Source organism: Actinacidiphila polyblastidii (assembly GCF_036353415.1).
Taxonomy (GTDB): Bacteria; Actinomycetota; Actinomycetes; order Streptomycetales; family Streptomycetaceae; genus Actinacidiphila; species Actinacidiphila polyblastidii.
In genome coordinates this window covers 230,544-248,634 of sequence record NZ_JAZEWV010000010.1, presented here as the reverse complement: position 1 = coordinate 248,634, position 18,091 = coordinate 230,544, and the positions used below count along the sequence as shown (strand labels likewise).

General features: G+C 72.7%; 16 protein-coding genes. 9 read left to right on the top strand and 7 right to left on the bottom strand.

Translation table 11 applies throughout. The features are described 5' to 3' along the window. Nucleotides 1–189 precede the first annotated feature (189 nt). Nucleotides 190–645, top strand: coding sequence for an SgcJ/EcaC family oxidoreductase (locus V2S66_RS15570; protein ID WP_330795740.1), 456 nt, complete (start codon nucleotides 190–192; stop codon nucleotides 643–645). 96 nt (nucleotides 646–741) lie between these two features. Here the strand turns inward: V2S66_RS15570 and V2S66_RS15565 are convergent, their stop codons facing one another. Together V2S66_RS15565 and V2S66_RS15560 are read right to left on the bottom strand one after the other, a co-directional pair. Next, the gene (locus tag V2S66_RS15565) at nucleotides 742–1,905 is read right to left on the bottom strand and encodes a cytochrome P450 family protein (RefSeq protein ID WP_330795739.1); all 1,164 of its coding nucleotides are present in this window, start codon (nucleotides 1,903–1,905) and stop codon (nucleotides 742–744) included. 308 nt (nucleotides 1,906–2,213) lie between these two features. Continuing rightward, nucleotides 2,214–3,806 carry a GMC family oxidoreductase gene (locus tag V2S66_RS15560; protein ID WP_330795738.1) on the bottom strand — a complete coding sequence of 531 codons (1,593 nt, stop codon included), beginning with the start codon at nucleotides 3,804–3,806 and terminating at the stop codon, nucleotides 2,214–2,216. A gap of 193 nt (nucleotides 3,807–3,999) precedes the next feature. On the opposite strand from V2S66_RS15560, the gene V2S66_RS15555 reads away from it, so the two are divergent. Further along, nucleotides 4,000–4,689 carry an alpha/beta hydrolase gene (locus V2S66_RS15555; protein ID WP_330795737.1) on the top strand — a complete coding sequence of 230 codons (690 nt, stop codon included), beginning with the start codon at nucleotides 4,000–4,002 and terminating at the stop codon, nucleotides 4,687–4,689. Nucleotides 4,690–4,787: 98 nt separating this feature from the next. On the opposite strand, the gene V2S66_RS15550 is transcribed toward V2S66_RS15555, so the two are convergent. The 3 genes from V2S66_RS15550 to V2S66_RS15540 all read right to left on the bottom strand — a co-directional run bounded on the left by V2S66_RS15550 (nucleotide 4,788) and on the right by V2S66_RS15540 (nucleotide 8,207). Further along, nucleotides 4,788–5,438 carry a DUF899 domain-containing protein gene (locus tag V2S66_RS15550; RefSeq protein WP_330795735.1) on the bottom strand — a complete coding sequence of 217 codons (651 nt, stop codon included), beginning with the start codon at nucleotides 5,436–5,438 and terminating at the stop codon, nucleotides 4,788–4,790. Between the two features lie 57 nt (nucleotides 5,439–5,495). Next, nucleotides 5,496–7,085: an MFS transporter gene (locus V2S66_RS15545; protein WP_330795733.1), complete on the bottom strand. Its 1,590-nt coding sequence runs from the start codon at nucleotides 7,083–7,085 to the stop codon at nucleotides 5,496–5,498. Between the two features lie 111 nt (nucleotides 7,086–7,196). Continuing rightward, nucleotides 7,197–8,207 (bottom strand): RNA polymerase subunit sigma-70, encoded by a 1,011-nt coding sequence (locus V2S66_RS15540; RefSeq protein ID WP_330795732.1) that lies wholly within the window; start codon nucleotides 8,205–8,207, stop codon nucleotides 7,197–7,199. A 221-nt stretch (nucleotides 8,208–8,428) separates the two neighbouring features. On the opposite strand from V2S66_RS15540, the gene V2S66_RS15535 reads away from it, so the two are divergent. From V2S66_RS15535 to V2S66_RS15505, 7 genes are all read left to right on the top strand, one after another. After that, nucleotides 8,429–9,721: an activator-dependent family glycosyltransferase gene (locus V2S66_RS15535; protein ID WP_330795730.1), complete on the top strand. Its 1,293-nt coding sequence runs from the start codon at nucleotides 8,429–8,431 to the stop codon at nucleotides 9,719–9,721. Nucleotides 9,722–9,947: 226 nt separating this feature from the next. Further along, a complete protein-coding gene (locus tag V2S66_RS15530; protein ID WP_330795727.1) occupies nucleotides 9,948–11,156 on the top strand; it encodes an acyltransferase family protein in 1,209 nt (402 codons plus the stop codon). After that, entirely contained in the window at nucleotides 11,153–12,130 is a 978-nt protein-coding gene (locus tag V2S66_RS15525) for a thiamine pyrophosphate-dependent dehydrogenase E1 component subunit alpha (protein WP_330795725.1), read from the top strand. The genes V2S66_RS15530 and V2S66_RS15525 overlap by 4 nt, the downstream gene beginning before the upstream one ends. Before the next feature lie 13 nt (nucleotides 12,131–12,143). Further along, nucleotides 12,144–13,178 carry an alpha-ketoacid dehydrogenase subunit beta gene (locus V2S66_RS15520; protein ID WP_330795724.1) on the top strand — a complete coding sequence of 345 codons (1,035 nt, stop codon included), beginning with the start codon at nucleotides 12,144–12,146 and terminating at the stop codon, nucleotides 13,176–13,178. Nucleotides 13,179–13,195: 17 nt separating this feature from the next. Continuing rightward, complete coding sequence (locus V2S66_RS15515) at nucleotides 13,196–13,843, top strand: dTDP-4-dehydrorhamnose 3,5-epimerase family protein (RefSeq protein ID WP_330795722.1); 648 nt, start codon at nucleotides 13,196–13,198, stop codon at nucleotides 13,841–13,843. After that, a complete protein-coding gene (locus tag V2S66_RS15510; protein ID WP_330795721.1) occupies nucleotides 13,840–14,943 on the top strand; it encodes a Gfo/Idh/MocA family protein in 1,104 nt (367 codons plus the stop codon). Before V2S66_RS15515 ends, V2S66_RS15510 begins: the two co-directional genes overlap by 4 nt. Continuing rightward, the gene (locus V2S66_RS15505; protein WP_330795719.1) at nucleotides 14,940–15,320 is read left to right on the top strand and encodes a YybH family protein; all 381 of its coding nucleotides are present in this window, start codon (nucleotides 14,940–14,942) and stop codon (nucleotides 15,318–15,320) included. Before V2S66_RS15510 ends, V2S66_RS15505 begins: the two co-directional genes overlap by 4 nt. A gap of 42 nt (nucleotides 15,321–15,362) precedes the next feature. Here V2S66_RS15505 and V2S66_RS15500 read toward each other — a convergent pair whose 3' ends face one another. Together V2S66_RS15500 and V2S66_RS15495 are read right to left on the bottom strand one after the other, a co-directional pair. Beyond that, nucleotides 15,363–16,748, bottom strand: coding sequence for an NDP-hexose 2,3-dehydratase family protein (locus tag V2S66_RS15500; protein WP_413966402.1), 1,386 nt, complete (start codon nucleotides 16,746–16,748; stop codon nucleotides 15,363–15,365). A 145-nt stretch (nucleotides 16,749–16,893) separates the two neighbouring features. Further along, on the bottom strand, nucleotides 16,894–18,021 hold the full coding sequence (locus V2S66_RS15495) for a nucleotide disphospho-sugar-binding domain-containing protein (RefSeq protein ID WP_330795717.1): 1,128 nt from the start codon (nucleotides 18,019–18,021) through the stop codon (nucleotides 16,894–16,896). Nucleotides 18,022–18,091 lie beyond the last annotated feature (70 nt).

The window sequence follows — 18,091 nt, the reverse complement described above, 5'->3', positions numbered from 1 at the left end:
CCCCTCGACCAGGGCCTCACCGACACCATCACCTGGTACCGCGACAACCGCACCTGGTGGGAACCCCTCCAGACCAAGGCCGAACTCCCCCGATGACCGGATGCGCAGTCGTGGAGATGCACAACGGCCGTACAGAGCGGGAGGATTGTGGAGGAAATCCCCATATCCCCCACCCGAGAGGCACGACGCATGTCCGAGAAAGCAAGCACGCTGGTCACCCAGGCCAAGCAGTGGGCCACGCAGTACGGAGACTTCGCCAACGGACCCGAAGGCGCGGCGCTGACCGTGCCGCTGCGGGCCCGCGCCGCATGGGAGGCCAACGACGCGCGCACCTACGCCGGCCTGTTCGTCGAGAACGGGAGCGAGCTGATCGGCGACACGCAGCTCAAGGGCTCCCAGGAGGTGCTGGAGTACCTGACCGAGGCCTTCGAGGGCCCCTACCGCGGCTCGCGGCTCGTCGAGGAGCCCGAGGACATCCGGCTCATCTCCGACGACGTCGCGGTGGTCGTCACGCAGGGCGGTGTGGTGCGCAGCGGCGAGACCGCCGCGCTGCCGGAGAACAGGTACCGGGCCATGTGGATGATCGTCAAGCGGGACGGGGACTGGCGGCTGTTCACCCACCAGACCAGCCCGCTGGGCGGCTGACCAGCCCGAACGGACCGACCGGCCTCCGCCGGGCGCACGACGCAGGCCCTCCCGAACTCCTCGGGAGGGCCTGCGTCGTGCGTCAAGCGGGCGGTGTCAGACGCCGGCGCCGGGGGCCCGCGCGCCGCGGCGCGCGCCGAGGATCACCGGCAGGGTGTCGAGGCCGCGCATGATGTTCGGGCCGCCGACGCGCCACCGCAGTTCCCCGGGCGGGACGGCGAGCGCGATGTCGGGGAACCGGTCGAGCAGCGTGCTGAAGGCGATGCGGCTCTCCAGCCGGGCCAGCGGTGCGCCGACGCAGTAGTGGATGCCGTACCCGAAGGCCATGTGCGGGTTCTCGGCCCGGGTGATGTCGAAGGTGCAGCCGTCGCCGAAGCGGGTGTCGTCGCGGTCGGCGGAGGCCAGCACGACGTTGACGGCGCTGCCCTGCGGGATGGTGGTGCCGCCGACCTCGATGTCCTCGGTGGTGAAGCGCATCGGGACGCGCTCGATCGGCCCGTCGTAGCGCAGCATCTCCTCGACCGCGCCCGGCAGCAGGCCGGGCCGGTCCTGCAGGGCGCGCAGCTGTTCGGGGTGGCGCAGCAGGGCGACCATGCCGTTGCCGATGTGGTTGACGGTGGTCTCGTGGCCGGCGACGAGCAGCAGCTTGATCATGCCGAGCAGTTCGCGCTCGTCGAGGCCGTCCGTGCGGCCGGGGGCGATCAGCGCGCTGATCAGGTCCGGGTGGGCGTCCTCCGCGGCGTCCGGGTCGACGTCGGGGCGCTTCGCCGCGATCAGGCCCTCCAGGTACCTGCTCATCTCCTTGTTGCCCTCGCGCCGGCTGGCGACGCCGGCCTCGGTGCTCGGGGAGGCGAGCAGCATCCGGGTCCATACGGCGAAGTCGTGCCGGTCGGCGGCGGGTATGCCGAGCAGTTCGCAGATGACGGTGATGGGGAGCGGCTGGGCGAAGGACGCCATCAGGTCGACCTGCGGGAGCCCCTCGACCGCGTCGAGCAGCTCGTCGGTGATCTGCTGGATGCGCGGGGCGAGCGCCTCGACCCGGCGCGGGGTGAAGGCGCGGTTCACCAGCTTGCGCTGGCGGGTGTGGTCGGGCGGATCGCTGTTGAGCATGTTGCGGCCCATCGGGCCCTCGTCGTCGCCCACCCCGGCCATCGCCTTGGCCCATTCCGGGGCCGCCGACGGGTCCTTGGAGAGCCTCGGGTCGGCGAGCGCGTTGCGGGCGTCGTCGTAGCGGGTGATGAGCCACACTTCGGAGTTCATCGGTCCGGAGAGCCGGTGCGCCGGGCACTCCTGGCGCAGGGTCTCGTAGGCGGGGTAGGGGTCCGCCTTGAACTCCTCGCTCGTCAGGTCGACGTCGATGGTGATCGCCTCCTCAGGCGTACGCGGGGCAGGCGCAGCCGGCGGCCGCCGCGGGCGGTGGCCGCCCGCGGCGCCGGTCGGTCGCTGGTGGTGCCGGGTCGGTCCCCGGCGGCGCCGGTGGTCGCGGCGCCGGTGGTGCCGGCTTCGCCGATCGCGGCTTCGGCGGGTCGCGCGCGCGGGGTGCGGCGCGACCCGGCGGCCGCGCCGCCTCAGTGCCGGGACGCGGGCTGCGCCGACGCCGAGGCCGGCGGGGGGCTCGCGATGCCGCGGACGAGGTCCGCGGCCTTCTCGGCGATGGCGATCGTCGGCGCGTTGGGGTTGCCGCGGATCACCGTCGGCATGACGGAGGCGTCGACCACGCGCAGCCCCTCCACGCCGTGCACGCGCAGTTCCGCGTCCACGACGCCGCCGATGGCGCAGGTGCCGACCCCGTGGAAGATGGAGTGGGCGTAGTGCCGGACGTAGTCGCGCAGATCCGCGTCGGAGTCGGAAGCCGGCGGCTCGTGGCGGTCCTCGGTGTACAGGTCGAGCGCCGACTGGCGGGCGATGCGCATGCCGACGCGGGTCGCCTCGACCGCGTCGTCCAGGTCCGCGGGGTCGGCGAAGTAGTTGTGCGAGATCTTCGGCTTGGCGGTCGGGTCGTCCAGCGCGAGCAGGACGCTGCCGCGGCTTCGCGGGGTGAGCATCGACGGCCCGAAGGAGATCGCGTGGTGCGTCGGGGTGCCCAGCCCGCTGTCGGCGAACATGACCGGCGCGGACAGGAACTCCACGTCGGGGGCGGTCAGGTCGTCGCGGGTGCGGATGAAGCCGCCGGACTCCGGGCCGTTGGCGGTGAGCGGCCCGCGGCCCTCCTCCAGGAACTGCCGCACGTGCTCGGGCGAGCCGGCCGCCAGCAGGCTGACCGGCTGGCTGTGCGTGTACACCAGCGGTATCAGCGCGTGGTCCTGGAGGTTCTGGCCGACCAGCGGCTGGTCGACGACGACCGGGATGCCGAACGCCTCCAGCAGCGCGGCCGGGCCGATGCCCGACAGCTGCAGCAGCTGCGGGGAGTTGTAGACGCCGGCGCAGACGATGACCTCGCGCGCCGCGCGCAGGGTGACGGCGTCGTCGAGGCGGGCGCCGGTGACGCCGACCGCCCGGCCGTTCTCCACCAGCACCTTGTGCACCTGGAGGTCGGTCTCGACGACGAGGTTGTCGCGGCCGAGCGCCGGCGCCAGGAAGGCGGTGGCGGTGCTGGCCCTGCGGCCGTCGCGCTGGGTGACCTGGAAGAAGCCGAAGCCCTCCTGCTCCTCGCCGTTGAAGTCGTCGTTCACGCGGTAGCCTGCCTGCGCCCCCGCCTCGACGAACGCGGACGCCATGGGGTTCCTCGCCCGGCCCTCGGAGACCGCGAGCGGGCCGCCGGCGCCGTGGTAGTACGAGGCGCCGCGCTCGTTGTCCTCGGAGCGCTTGAAGTACGGCAGCAGCTCGTCGTAGCTCCAGCCGGGCTGGTTCCAGGCGTCGTAGTCCGCCCTGTTGCCGCGGACGTAGATCATGGTGTTGGTGGAGCTGGTGCCGCCCAGCACCCTGCCGCGCGGCAGGTAGATCCGGCGGCGCCCCAGGTGGGGTTCCTCGTGGGTGTCGTAGTCCCAGTCGAACCGGGTCCTGAAGAGCCTGCCGAAGGCCACGGGAGTGTGGATGTTCTCCGCGTGGTCGGGCGGTCCCGCCTCCACCAGGCACACGGTGACGCCCGGGTCCTCGGAGAGCCGCGCGGCCAGCACGCAACCCGCGGAACCCCCACCGACGATGACGTAGTCGAATACCACTCTGCCCTGCCCTTCTCGTGGGTTTGGACCGGTTTCCCTCCGCGCAACCGCCGGAGTCCGCGCACCTCCCCCATGGTCGGTTGGCACCTCCGGCACCTGCATCTCCGCCTGTGCGCAGTGCGATCAGCGGGCCGCCACGCCACAACTGCGCTTTGGCTCCGCCGCATGCGTCGCAGCAGTAGACTCACGTTTCATGGCGACATATGTATTAATCCATGCTGCTGCTGTCGACTCCTGGTACTGGGGCCCGCTGGCGGACCGGCTGCGCGCGCGCGGCCATGACGTCGTGGCGCCCGATCTGCCGTGCGACGACGACTCCGCCGGCCTCGCGCAGTACACCGACACCGTGGTCGAGGCGATCGGCGACCGCACCGACCTGGTGGTCGTCGCGCACTCGCTGGGCGGGTTCACCGGCCCGCTGGTGTGCGACCGCGTTCCGGTGGACCTGCTGGTGATGCTCCAGGCGCAGGTCCCGGCGCCCGGCGAGACGCCCGGCGCGTGGTGGGAGAACACCGGGTTCGGGCCGGCCCGCCAGCAGGCCGACCGTGAGCGCGGTGTGCCCGAGGGGACCGACGAGGACCCGCGGACCCTGGTGCTGCACGAGACGCCCGACGAGGTGGCCGCCGAGTTCCTCGCCGACCACCAACGGCAGCAGAGCGGCACCCCGTTCGGCGCTCCGTGGCCGCTGGAGAAGTGGCCGCAGGTGCCGACCCGGTACCTGATGACCGCCGAGGACCGCTTCTTCCCGCCGGAGTTCATCCGCAAGATGGCCACCGAGCGGCTCGGCTTCGCCCCGGACGAGATGCCCGGCGACCACTGCCCCATGCTCAGTCACCCCGATGAACTGGTCGAGCGGCTGGAGTCCTACCGCGCGGAGATCTGATCGCGGAGATCCGATCGCGGGGGACCCTTCCGGGGGTCCCCCGCCCCATGCAACGGGCGGCCCCCTTTCCGGGGCCGCCCATCAGGAGGAGCCGGCGGTCAGGACTCGTACCTGTCGTGCAGCCGCCACCACTGCTGCGGGTAGTCCAGCTCCTCCTCCTGGCGGCCCAGCGGCGTGTGGTCGAGGTAGTTGTAGGTGTTGATGAGGATGTCCCCGGCGCGGGCGAACGCCGAGTAGGTGTGGAAGACCTCGTCCCCGTCGCCGCGCAGGAACACGCTGAAGCCGGAGCCCTCGCCGCCGCCGGGCCTGGTCACCCCGAAGTCGACGTTGAAGTCGCTGTGGAAGGACGAGTACCAGGGCACCGTCCACTCCATCCGCTTCTTGAAGGACTCCAGCTTGTCCAGCGGGGCCCGCGAGACGAGCACCAGGTGGGTGTCGCGCGCGTGCAGGTGGGCGGGGTGGCCGAGGCTGTCGACCTGGAGGGAGCAGCCGACGCACCCCTCGTCCCAGCTCGGGTCGAACATGTAGTGGCGCAGGATCAGCTGACGGTGGCCGGCGAACAGGTCGAGCAGCGAGACCTCGCCCTCCGGTCCGTCGAAGGTGTACGGCTTGTCGATCCGCACCATGGGCAGTTCACGCCGGCGCGCGCTCACCGCGTCGCGCAGGTGGGTCAGTTCCTTCTCGTGGCTGAGCAGCTCCTCGCGTGCGGCGAGCCACTCCTCGCGGGAAACGACCGCGGGATAGGACATGTTGGTCTCCTCGTACGGGAATGACGGCGCTACGGGTACGGCGGACGAGCCGGCGGACTAGCCGGCCGGCTCGACCGAGGCCTCGGCGGCCTCGACGGCCTCCACGGCCTCGGGCGGCGGCCCGCCGGGCGCGCCGCCGCCGACGTCCCGCAGCAGGCGCGCGGCGATGACGGCCAGGCCCAGCAGGACCACCGCGCTGATCAGGCAGACCGCGGTGAGGCTGTCGGTGAAGGCGGTGCGCGCGGCCGACACCAGTTGCCCGGCCTCGCCGCCGGGCAGCCGTCCGGCCGCCGACAGGGCTCCGATGATGCTCTGGTGCGCCTCGTCCGCGGTCGGTCCCGCGGGCAGCGGGGAGTCCAGCTGGGCTCCGTAGACGGCGGTGGCCACCGCGCCCATCACGCCGGCGCCCAGGGCGATGCCGAGCTGTCCGCAGGTCTCCGACAGGGAGGCCGCGGCGCCGGAGCGCTCGGGCGGGGAGGCGGCGAGGATGAGGTTGGTGGTGAGGGCCGCCTGCGGGCCGGAGCCGGCGCTGGTGATGGTGACGCCGACGATCACCAGGACCAGTCCGCCGTTGGCGTGCACCTGGGTGAGGGCGAGGTAGCCGATGGCCGCCACGGTCAGGCCGGCGGCGACCACGTAGGCGGGCCGCACCTTCCGGGCGATGGCGGGCGCCGTCATGGCGGTGGCGACCATGGCGACTCCGGAGGGCAGCATCAGGAGACCGGCGTGCAGCGGCGAGAGGCCGCGTACCGCCTGGAGCCAGACGTTGACCACGAAGATGGTGCCGCCGCCGACGACGGCGCCGAAGATGTTGATCACCAGTGCGGCGCTGACCTGCCGGTTGCCGAAGAGGCGCAGGTCGACCAGGGGGTCGGCGAGGCTCTGCTGGCGCTTGACGAACAGCGCGGCGAAGACGACGCCGGCCACGATGGCGACGATCGGCAGCACGTCCCAGCCGTTCTGGGCCAGCTCCTTGATGCCGTAGATGACCGGCAGCAGGCCGGCCAGCGACAGCACCACGCTGAGCGGGTCGAGCCGCCCGGCCTGCGGATTGGTGAACTCGGGCAGCAGCAGCGGCCCCGCCACCAGCAGCAGCACCATCACGGGCACCGCCAGCAGGAAGACCGAGCCCCACCAGAAGAAGTGGAGCATGATGCCGCCGGCGACCGGGCCGAGGGCGAGGCCGCCCATGAAGGCGCTGACCCACACCCCGATGGCGGCGCCCATCTGCTTGGGGTTCCGGTAGAACATGTTGGCGATCAGCGCGAGCGTGGAGGGCGCGAGCGTCGCGCCGGCGACACCCATCGCGGCCCGTGCGCTGATCAGCTCCCATGTGGTGGTGGAGAAGGCGGCGGCCACCGACGCGAGGGCGAAGGCCGCGGCGCCGATCAGGAGCAGCTTGCGGCGGCCGACCTTGTCGCCGAGGGTGCCCATGGTGATCAGGAACGCCGCGACGACGAAGCCGTAGGTGTCGATGATCCACAGTTGTTGGACGCTGTCAGCACCGAGGTCGGCGCTCAGGTGCGGGAGCGCCAGGTTGAGCACGCTGAGGTCCATGGACACCAGCAGGGTGGGCAGCGCCAGGACGGCGAGTGCGATCCACTCCTTCCTGCCCGCGCTGGGTAATTCGACAGCAGTCGCAGTCACGTTCGGTCCTCTCATCGCTCGGAGCCGCCTCTCGGCGACGGCTCCTTCATTGAGACGGTGAAAGGCGCGAGAACTCATCGGTCGGGCCCCGCGCCGGGGCCCGACCGCAGGTCACAGCGTCGCCGGGAGACCGGCCGCCGGGAAGACGTCGGCGGCGAAGGCGGTGATCTCCACGATCCACGGCCCCCGCACGCGCAGCACGTGCAGGCCCAGTGGCGTGTACGGGCCCGCCGCGCCGTCGCGGGAGTACGTCGCGACCGCCGGGGTCCGGTTGACGGAGGTGACCACGTGCCGCACGTCGGTGTAGGCGTCCGGGCCGACCAGCGCCGGCCGCCAGCCGGCGATGATGGCGTCCCTGCCCTCGTAGCGGGTCAGCGTGGGCGGCATGGTGAACCGCGCGTCCTCGCGCAGCAGCGCGGTGAGGGCGGTCATGTCGCCGCGCCGGGTGGCGTCCATGTAGCGGCGCAGCACGGCGCGTTCCTCGCGGCTGGTGTCCTCGGTGGGCCGCCACTCCAGCCGCCGGTCGGGCAGGCACTCCTTGAGCGTGCCGCGGGCGCGCTGCAGGGCGCTGTTGACCGAGGCGACGGTGCCGTCCAGGGTCGCGGCCGTCTCGTTGGCGGTCCAGCCGAGCACGTCGCGCAGGATGAGGACGGCGCGCTGGCGCGGCGGCAGGTGCTGGATCGCCGCCAGGTAGGCCAGCTCGATCGTCTCGGTGGCGACGGCCACCGCGTGCGGCTCGCCGTCGCTGGGCGCGGCGGGTTCGAGCCCGGCGTCGGGGTACGGCTGGAGCCACGGCACCTCGCCGGGCGCGGCGGCCGGCGCCGGCATCCGCGGATGGCGGTCGAGGTGGTCCAGGCACGCGTTGGTGGCGATGCGGTAGAGCCAGGCGCGGAAGGTCGACTGGCCGCGGAAGCCCTCCCGTTTGCGCCAGGCGCGCAGGAACGTCTCCTGGACCAGGTCCTCGGCGTCGTCGAACGAGCCGAGCATCCGGTAGCAGTGCAGGTGGAGTTCGCGCCGGCACTCCTCGGTGAGCGCCGAGAACGCCTGCTCGTCTCCCTGACGCGCTGCGGCGACGGCAGCGCCCTCCTCGACCCGGCTCAACCGGGTCCGGCTGCGGCCCACTCGTGCCCTCCGATTGCGTGGAGTGCTGTCCATCCGTCACCGACCAGCGTAACGATCCGGGCGGCGGAGCGCCGACTTGCGGCGACGGATCGAAGCAGCACACACGGAGGTGCGTCGGATGTCACTGCGCGTCACGCTGAACGGGAAGCCGGGCAACGGGCCCCCTGCCGCGGGCAGCGCCGATCGGCCGGGTCCGTGCATCCTACGAAGGGGATCACCGCATGCGCGTCCTGTTCCTCACCTGTCTCAACAAGTCCCACCTCTACGCCATGACGCCGCTCGCGTGGGCGCTGCAGATCGCCGGTCACTCGGTGCGCGTGGCGAGCCAGCCCGATCTCGCCGACGACGTCGCGAGGACCGGCTTCACCCCCGTTCCGGTCGGCGATGCGCTCAACCTGAACGCGAAGCTCGGGGACGCGGAGCCGCAGCCGGCGGCGCCGCGGCCCCGCGGGCCGGTGCAGGTCGCCAAGCCGGTGCAGTCGACGTTCCCGCAGGACCCGCACGGGCACCTGTCGGAGATCGGCCGGGGATTCTTCCCGATGATCTGCCCGGACCGGATGTTCGACGACCTGGTGGACGTCGCCACGAGCTGGCGGCCCGACCTGGTCATCTGGAACACGCTGGCGTTCGCCGGGCCGGTCGCCGCGCTCGCCTGCGGGGCGGCGCACGCCCGGCTGCTGTTCGGTGCGGACGGGCTCGCGCAGATCCGCACCGCCTTCCACCGGCAGCGCGCCGCGCACACCGGCGAACCGCTGGACGACCCGCTGGAGGAGTGGCTGGCGCCCAAACTCGACCGGTTCGGCGAGAAGTTCGGCGAGGACGTGGTCCTCGGGCAGTGGACGATGGACCCGATGCCCTCGTGGGTGCCGCACCCGCAGAGCGACGTGCACTACGTGCCGATGCGGCACGTGCCGTACAACGGGCCCGGCGCGGTGCCCGAGTGGGCCGGCCGGCCGGCCGAGCGCCGGCGGGTCGTGGTCACTCTCGGTACGTCGCACCGCGAGTCGCACGGCATCGAGGTGCCGGTCTCCGAACTCCTCGACGGCGTCGCCGACCTGGACGTCGAGGTGATCGCCACCTTCGACCGCCAGCAGATGGGCCGGCTGACGTCGGTGCCGGACAACGTGCGGGTGGTGGACTTCGTCCCGCTGAACACGGTGCTGCCGACGACCTCGGCCATCGTGCACCACGGCGGGACGCAGACGTTCGCCTCGGCGCTCGAACACGGCGTCCCGCAGCTGATCGCCCCGAGCACGTACTGGACCGAGCGCTGGTGGGGGCCGGTCGCGGAGGCGAACGGGCTGGAGGCGCGCGGTGCGGGCCTGTGGGTCGGCGACTCCGACACCCTCACCGCGGACTCGCTCCGCGACGGCCTGGTGCGCGTGCTGGACGACCCGTCGTACGCCGTCCAGGCGGGCGCGGTGCGGGCGGAGCGGCTCGGCACCCCGACACCGAACGAACTGGTCCACGTGCTGGAGAAGCTGACGGACCAGCGGCGCGGCGTGCGGCTGTAGCCGCGCGCGCCTCCTCAACACGCGACGCCCTCTTGTCTCGTACGCCTCCCCGTGTTCTCGTACGACACGCGTTGCACTCGCACAACTTCCGTTCCATCCATCAGACCGCCCATGACCCATGGCCGGGATGCCATGCCGCGCGTCCACCGGGCCGCAGACGTACAGGAGACGTGATGACCGCCAGAACCTCCGGAACAGGAACCGGAACAGGAAGAGGAACGGCCCGATGAGCGCGCAGACCCTCACCGGCGCGCCGGCCGGCCGGCGCGCCCCGGTCGCCAAGCTGCCCTCGCTGACGGGCCTGCGCTTCTTCGCCGCCCTCTTCGTGTTCCTGTACCACTTCGCGCAGTTCCTCGGCCCCTATCCGCCGCACGGCCCGATCACGCCGTTCGCCGACCCGCACGTCGCGAGCCACTACGCGTCGGTGACGGCGGGCGGCGGCTTCGTCGGCGTGTCGTTCTTCTTCGTGCTGAGCGGATTCGTGCTGACCTGGTCGGCGCGGGCCGACGAGCCGGGCCGGGCGTTCCTGCGCCGCCGGATGCTGAAGATCTACCCGACGCACCTGGTCACCTTCGCGATCGCGCTGATGCTCTTCGCGTCCGCGTACACCCCGGCGTCGATCTCGGTGCGCAACGCTCTGCTGCTGCACTCCTTCTCGTCCGACCCGGCGGCCTTCATCAGCGTGAACGCGCCGAGCTGGACGCTCTGCTGCGAGCTGCTGTTCTACCTGCTCTTCCCGCTGATCATCCGGGTGGTGCGGCGCATCCCCGACAACCGGCTGTGGATCGGGGCGGCCTCGATGGCGGCCGGCACCCTGGGCGTCGCGCTGGTCACCCAGTACCTGGTGACCGACACGCCGAGGACGCCGTTCATCCCCAGCCTGTCGATGACGCAGTTCTGGGCGGGGTACTACTTCCCGCCGTCGCGCCTGTTCGAGTTCGTCCTCGGCATGCTGCTGGCCCGGATGGTGGCCGCGGGCAAGTGGCCGCGGGTCCCGCTGGGCGTCAGCGCCGTGCTGATGGTGGCCGGGTACGTGGTGTCGCTGCACGTGCCGTACGTCTACCGCTTCGAGGCGGTGACGCTGCTGCCGATCGCGCTGCTGATCTGCTCGGCGGCGTCGGCGGACGCGCGCGGCGCGTGGACCCCGTTCGGCGGCCGGGTGATGCGCTGGCTGGGCGACCGCTCCTTCGGCTTCTACATGGCGCAGGGCATCGTCCTGCTCTACGGCCGGCACCTGGTCGGCCACAACCACCTCTACGGCACCCCCACCGCGGTCGCGGTGCTCATCGGCTTCGTGCTGGCCAACCTGGCCGCCGGCACGCTGCTGCACGTCTGCGTCGAGCGGCCGATCATGCGTCGGTGGGCCAGGAAGAAGGCCCCCGCGGCGCCGGCGCCCACCCACGTCCCGCAGAGCGAAATGGAGGCCACGCCGTGACGGACGACCCCGAGGAGCTGCTGCGCGCGATGGTGCGCATCCGCAACGTCGAGGAGACCCTGGCCGACGTGTACCGGGACGAGCAGGAGATGCGCACCCCGGTGCACTTCTCCATCGGGCAGGAGGCGAGCGCCGTCGGCGTGTGCGCCGCGCTGCGCCGCAGCGACCTGGTCTACGGCGGGCACCGCTGCCACGCGCAGTACCTCGCCAAGGGCGGCGACCTGGACGCGATGGTCGCCGAGCTGTACGGCCGCGAGACCGGCTGCACCCGCGGCCGCGGCGGCTCGGTCCATCTGATCGACGTCGAGGCGGGCTTCGGCGCCGCCTCCGCCATCCTGGGCGAGATGATCTCGGTGGCGACCGGCGCCGCCTGGGCGCTGGCCACCGCGGGGCGCGACGACGTGGTGGCGACGTTCTTCGGCGACGGGGCCGCGGAGGAGGGCGTCTTCCACGAGTCGCTGAACTTCGCGCAGCTGCACCGCCTTCCGGTGATCTACGTCTGCGAGAACAACGGCTACTCGCTGGCCTCGCCGCTCGCGGCCCGCCAGCCGGAGGGCACCCGGATCACCGACTGGGCGGCCCGCTACGGGATGCCCAGCGTCAGCGCCGACGGCAACGACGTGACCGCCGTGCGCAGCGCCGCCGCCGAGGCGGTCGCCTGGTGCCGGGCGGGCCGCGGGCCGTACTTCCTGGAGCTGGAGACCTACCGCTGGCGCGAGCACGTCGGTCCGCACTGGGACTACGACGTCGACCACCGCTCCAAGGCCGAGGTGGACAGCTGGATCGCCCGGTGCCCGATCGTCCGCGCCACGGACGCGCTGCGCCCGGCGCTGCCCGACATCGACCGGCGCCGCGCCCGCTGGGACACCGAGGACCGCGAGGAGCTGGCCACGGCGATCAAGGCGGCCAAGGCGAGCCCCTTCCCCGCCGTCGACACGCTGCTCGACGGCGCCTACGGCGCCCTCGGCGTCTGAGAGGAGTCCTGCCATGCGCACCCTGAAGTACAGCGAGGCCATCGGCGAGGGCACCGTGCAGAGCATGGAGGCCGACCCGACGATCTTCGTCGCCGGGCAGAGCGTCGACGACCACAAGGGCATCTACGGCACCACGACCGCCGCGATGAAGCGGTTCGGTCCCTCCCGCGTCCGCGACATCCCCAACTGCGAGACGGCGTTCGCCGGCATCGCGGTGGGCGCGGCCTCGCAGGGCCTGCGGCCGCTCGTCGTGCACACCCGGGACGACTTCATGTTCCTGGCGATGGACGCGGTGATCAACGTCGCGGCCAAGTGGCGCTACATGTACGGCAACAAGGGCGGCGCGCCGGTCGTGATGCGCGGCGTGGTCGGCCACGGCTGGGGGCAGGGCGCCACCCACTCGCAGTCCCTGCACTCGGTGTTCGGGCACTTCCCCGGCCTGCACGTGGTGGTGCCCGCCTCCCCCGCGGACGCCAAGGGCCTGCTCGTCACCGCCCTGCGCGGCGACACCCCGGTGATCGTCCTGGAGAACCGCGGCCTGTACGACGTGGAGGACGAGGTGCCGCAGGAGCCGGTGGCGGTGCCGCTGGGCCGCGGCCGGATCGTGCGCGAGGGCACCGACGTCACGATCGTCGCGGCGTCGCTGATGGTCCGCGAGGCCGAGCGGGCCGCGCAGGCGCTGGCCGGGCAGGGAGTCAGCGCGGAGGTGGTCGACGTGCGCAGCATCCGGCCCCTGGACGAGGCGCTGATCTGCGAGTCCGTGGCGAAGACCGGGCGGCTGGTGGTCGCCGACACGAGCTGGGCGCGGTACGGCCTGAGCGCCGAGGTGGCGGCGGTCGTCGCGGAGAACGTCTTCGACGCGCTGCGGGCGCCGGTGCGCCGGGTCACCCCGCCGGACTGCCCGGCTCCGGTGTCGTGGCCGCTGGAGGAGGCGTTCAACCCGGACGCCGACGCGCTCGCGCGGGCCGCGCTGGAGGTGCTGGGCCTCAGCCGGCGCCTGGAGGTGGCCCGCGACGAGCTGCACCACAACTTCATCGGGCCGTACTGACCGCCGGGAGGCACTGCGTGAAGGTTCGTGAGCTCGCTGTTCCCGGCGCCCTGGAGTTCACGCCGGACGCACACGAGGACCACCGCGGCAGTTTCCTCGAACTGCTGCGCCGCGAGTGGTGGACCGAGGCGACCGGCAGGGAGCTGTCGGTCGCCCAGGTCAACTGCACCGTCAACCGCCGCAACGTGGTGCGCGGCGTGCACTTCACCCGGCTGGCCGGGCAGGCCAAGTTCGTGTGCTGCCTCGGCGGCGCGCTGGTCGACGTCATCGCCGACCTGCGGGAGGGATCGCCGGCGTTCGGCACCCACGACTCGGTGCTGCTGGACACCGAGACCTTCCGGGTGGTGTTCCTGCCCGAGGGGGTCGGGCACGGCGTCGCCTCGCTCACCGAGAACGCCAGCGCCTTCTACCTGTGCTCGGCGACGTACGACCCGGACAACGAGTTCGGCGTCCACCCGCTGGACCCGGAACTCGGCGTCGACTGGCGTGCGATGCTCGGCGGCGCGGAGCCGATCCTGTCCGCCCGCGACAGCGGGGCCCCCTCGCTGGCCGAGGTGCGCCGCCAGGGCCTGCTCACCCGGTACGAGGAGTGCGAGGCGTACTACCGCGCGACCGGGGTGGTGGCGGGCTCCGGGCGACGCACCGGGCCCGGGGAGGAGCGGTGACCCGGCGCCCGGCCGCGCGGCGGCTGCGCGTCGGACTCATCGGCACCGGAGTCGGGGTGCGCACCTACCTCCCCGGCTTCGCCGCCACCGGCCGGGCCGACGTGGTGGCGATCGCCGGCAGCAGCCCGGCCAGGAGCCGCGAGGTGGCCGCCGCCACCGCGGTGCCCACGGCCCACGGCGACTTCCGCGCCCTGTGCGCCGACCAGGACCTCGACCTGATCTGCGTGACCAGTCCCAACGAGTTCCACTACGAGCACTTCGCCGCCGCGGCCGCCTCCGGACGGCCCGTGGTGGTGGAGAAGCCCGCCGCGGTCGACGCGCGGGACCTGCGGCGCTTCCTGCGCGTCCCGCTCGCGCCGGGCCAGCAGGTCTTCGTCGACCACCAGTTGCGCTTCAACCCGTACCTGCGCCGGCTGCGCGCCTGCCTCGCGGGCGGCGAGATCGGCCGCCCCTACCAGCTGCGCATCCACCAGCAGGGCGTCGGGCAGCTGGCCGCCGGCGTGCCGTGGGCCTGGCAGTTCGACGAGGCGCGCGGCGGCGGGGTGCGCCTGGCGATGGGCAGCCACCTGGTCGACCTGGCCGGGTACCTGCTCGGCGTCGACGCCTGGCAGCGGGTGACCGGCTCGGTGGACCCCGTGGTGGCCGTCCGCCGGGACGGCGCGGGCGGCTCCCACCGGGTGACCGCCGACTCGGCGTTCTCCGCGATGCTCGCGAACCCCGACGCCACCGCGCTGGTCTCGGCGAGCGCGGCGGCGGCCGGCGAGTCGCTGCTGGACGTGGACGTGCTCGGCACCGCGGGCGAGGCGCACTTCAGCCTGAGGGACAAGCTGAGGATCTTCGGCGCCGACGGCGCGGTGCGGGTGCCCGTCCCCGAGGGGGTCGAGCCGGCCGAGGCGGCCAACCGCGTCTCGGTCTTCAAGAGCTCCTTCACCTGCTTCGCCCGCGCGCTGACCGCGGCGCTGCTGGACGGCGACGCGGCGGCCGTGGCCGACGCGAGCATGCTCGCCGACCAGGAGAGCCTGCTCGGCACCCTCGACGCGATCCTCGACTCCGCCCGCGTCCTGTCCGCTTCCCCCCAGCCCACCGGGAGTACCCGATGACCCGCTCGCCCCTCCAGCTGCTGGACGAGACCCTGAGCCGCCGCGACGCGGCCTTCCAGGCGCGCGACCTGGAGGCGACCATGGCCCTCTACCGCGACGACGCCATCGAGATCGATCCGAGCGGCGCGCTGCACCGGGACAAGGAGCAGATCGGCAAGCAGATCGGCTTCGTCTTCGGCCTCGGGCTGACCTCGCGCCTGACCGAGCTGGCCAGGACCGTGGACCTCGGCCACAACACCGCGGTGCTGGTGCTCGACTCCCTGTTCACGGCGCCGCCGTCGGACTTCCGGCAGCACTTCCTCACCGCGCAGACGCTGGTCCTCGACGGCGGGGAGTGGAAGATCCTGCTCTCCTCGAACACGATGCTGCCGGACTGAGCGGGCGCGACCGCGGGCAGCACCGCGCCGGCGCGCGGCGGCCTACAGCACGGCGGCGCCGGTGTTGATCGCCGACAGCAGGGTGCGTCCCTGCACGTTGAGGTAGTGGCCGTGCCGGACCAGCGAGTTCAGCTGGCCCGGTGTGACCCACAGGAAGCCGGTGGGCGGCTGCTGCGGGGCCTGGGACTCGTCGGCCTCCACGATGAGGTAGCGGCTCACCGCGTCGAAGAACCGGCCGCCCTCCTCCGAGTGCAGCACGTCGTAGCGCAGCCGGTGCGGCGCGATGTCCGTGGTGAGGTCCTGGAACGGCGGGCGGCCGGCGGCCGGCAGGTGCGCGTAGTTCTCCGGCGTGAACTGCACGGTCGGCCCCAGCTCGATGGTGTCGCGGAAGCCGGCCTCCACCCGCGCGGAGACCAGGATGTGCGGCACCCCGTGGAAGCGCCGTACGACGAAGCCGACGACGCCGCGGCCGCGCGGCTCGAACAGCGGCTGCGTCCACGACGTCACCTCGCGGCTGCCGGCCTGCACGGACACCGCCATCACCCGGAAGTACCGGCCCTGGGCGTGGTCGATGCTCTCCTCGGCGCGCCGCCAGCCCTCCACGCGGGCCAGCGGGATGCGCTCCACCCGCACGTCCTGGCGGGCCCGTTCCGAGGTGAACCACGACAGCAGGTCCGTGTCGGAGTGCATCGCCTCGGGCTCGACGAAGGCGGCGGGGGCGCAGGCGAGCACGGTGCGGGCGTCCATGTTCACCGTGTTGTCGCGGCGCAGCAGCTCGCCAATCTGACCAAGCGTCAGCCAGCAGAAGTCGTCGCCGACGGGCACCTCCTCCGCCACCTCGACGATCATGTTGCGGTTGGACTTCAGCGAGAACCACGCGCCGTGCTCGGACTGCAGCACGTCGACGAGGACCCGGCCGCGGCTGCGGTCGGTGAAGAACTCGATGTACCGCACGTCGGCGCCCTGGTGCACCTTGGTGTAGTTGCTGCGGGTGGCCTGCACGGTCGGCGACAGCTGGATCAGCCCGGGGTTGCCCGGCTCCATCTTGGCCTGCATCAGGAAGTGCAGGACGCCGTCGAACTCCTTGGCCAGGATGCCGAGGATGCCGACCTCCGGCTGCACGATGATCGGCTGCTGCCACTGCGCCGACGGCTCGGTCCCGACGGTGACGTGCAGGCCCTCCACGGTGAAGAAGCGGCCGCTGCGGTGCCCGAGGTTACCGGTGGCGGGGTCGAACGCCCATCCGTCGAGGTGCGCGAAAGGGATGCGGTCCACCTGGAATCGGTGCGCCCTGGCGCGTTCGTGGAGCCAGCGGGTGAATTCTCCGGTGGACATGCCGATTCCGGCGTCCCGCACTGCGGCGGACCGTGCGAAACGCCCCGGAAGGGCGGTGTCCTCGCGTGGTGACAGCAGGGTTTGCCGAGTCATGTCCTGGCCTCCGTCGAACGACTTGGGGCGGGCGGTTCCGGTCGATTTCCAAGGCAGCGGTGGCGCTTGCCCATTCGACGCCGATAACGTCATCATTCCCGCCGAATTCGGCGGGAGCGCCTCCTGGAGTGCGCATTGCGGCGGCTCAGCCGGCCAGTGCGAGAATGTCCTGCGCGGCGTCGGCGAGCGGGGGCTGAGCGGCGATTTCCGCGGCCACCGATTCCGCGGCGCCGCCGAAGCGCGGGTCGTCGAGGAGCGCGCCGACCGCCTCGGCGATCACGCCGGGGCCGGTCTCCTCCGGGTACAGCCGGATACCGGCGCCGGACTTGGCCACCGCCCCCGCGTTGTCCACCTGGTCGTCGAACCGGGGCAGCAGGAGCTGCGGGCGTCCGGCGGCCAGCGCGGTGAGGGTGGTGCCGTGGCCGCCGTGGCCGATCAGCACGTCGCAGGCGGGCAGGACCTGCGCGAGCGGCAGCATGCCGGCGTGGGCGACCTGTTCGGGCAGCGGCTGCCAGCGGGCCGCGACGTCGTCGGCGACCGCCACCACCACCTCGACGTCGAGGCGTCGCAGGTCGGACAGGACGCGGTCGAGCGCGCCGGGCCGTGCCGCGTCGCCGAGCCGGGGCAGCAGCGTGCCGAGCGTGACGCACACCCGCGGCCGCCGCCGGGGCGCCACCGCCCAGCCGGGCACCCGCGCGTCGCCGTTGTAGGCGACGTGGCGGACGCCGCGGTGGCCGGCCGCGTGCGCCAGCCGCAGGCTCGGCGGCCAGGCGTTGAACACCAGGTGGGGCTGGGGCAGGCCGGCGGCGCCGAGCCCGCCCGGCTCGGCGGCCAGCACCCGCGCGGCGCCGGTGCGGTACTCGTCGAGGGACGGTATCCCCCACTGGAACTCGGCCCGCGCGACGCCGCGTTCCGCGGCCGCCAGCGGCCCGGCGAACTCCGCGCGCTCGCTGACCACCACGTCGGGGCGCCAGGAGGCGACCAGCGTGCGCACGCCGGCCAGTTGCCCCGCGGCCATCCGTCCGAACACCTCGCCGTGCTCGACCAGGCCGTCCTCGAAGCTGCGCGGCGGGGCCTTGCCGGCCTGGAGGTCCACGAAGTCGGGCACCGCGCCGCTGGAGGCCACCGGCAGGCCGGTGCGCACCGCGGTGGCCGCGAAGTGGTCGGGCACCGCGATCAGGACCTCGTGGCCGAGGGTGCGGCAGGTCCACGCCAGCGGCACCAGCGGGAAGAAATGGCCGGGCAGGGCCACGGAGGTGAACAGGATGCGCATGCGGATTCTCCCAAGGGTCGAGGACATCGACGAGTGTGGGAGAGCGCCGCGCGCGATGTCTTCTCCAATC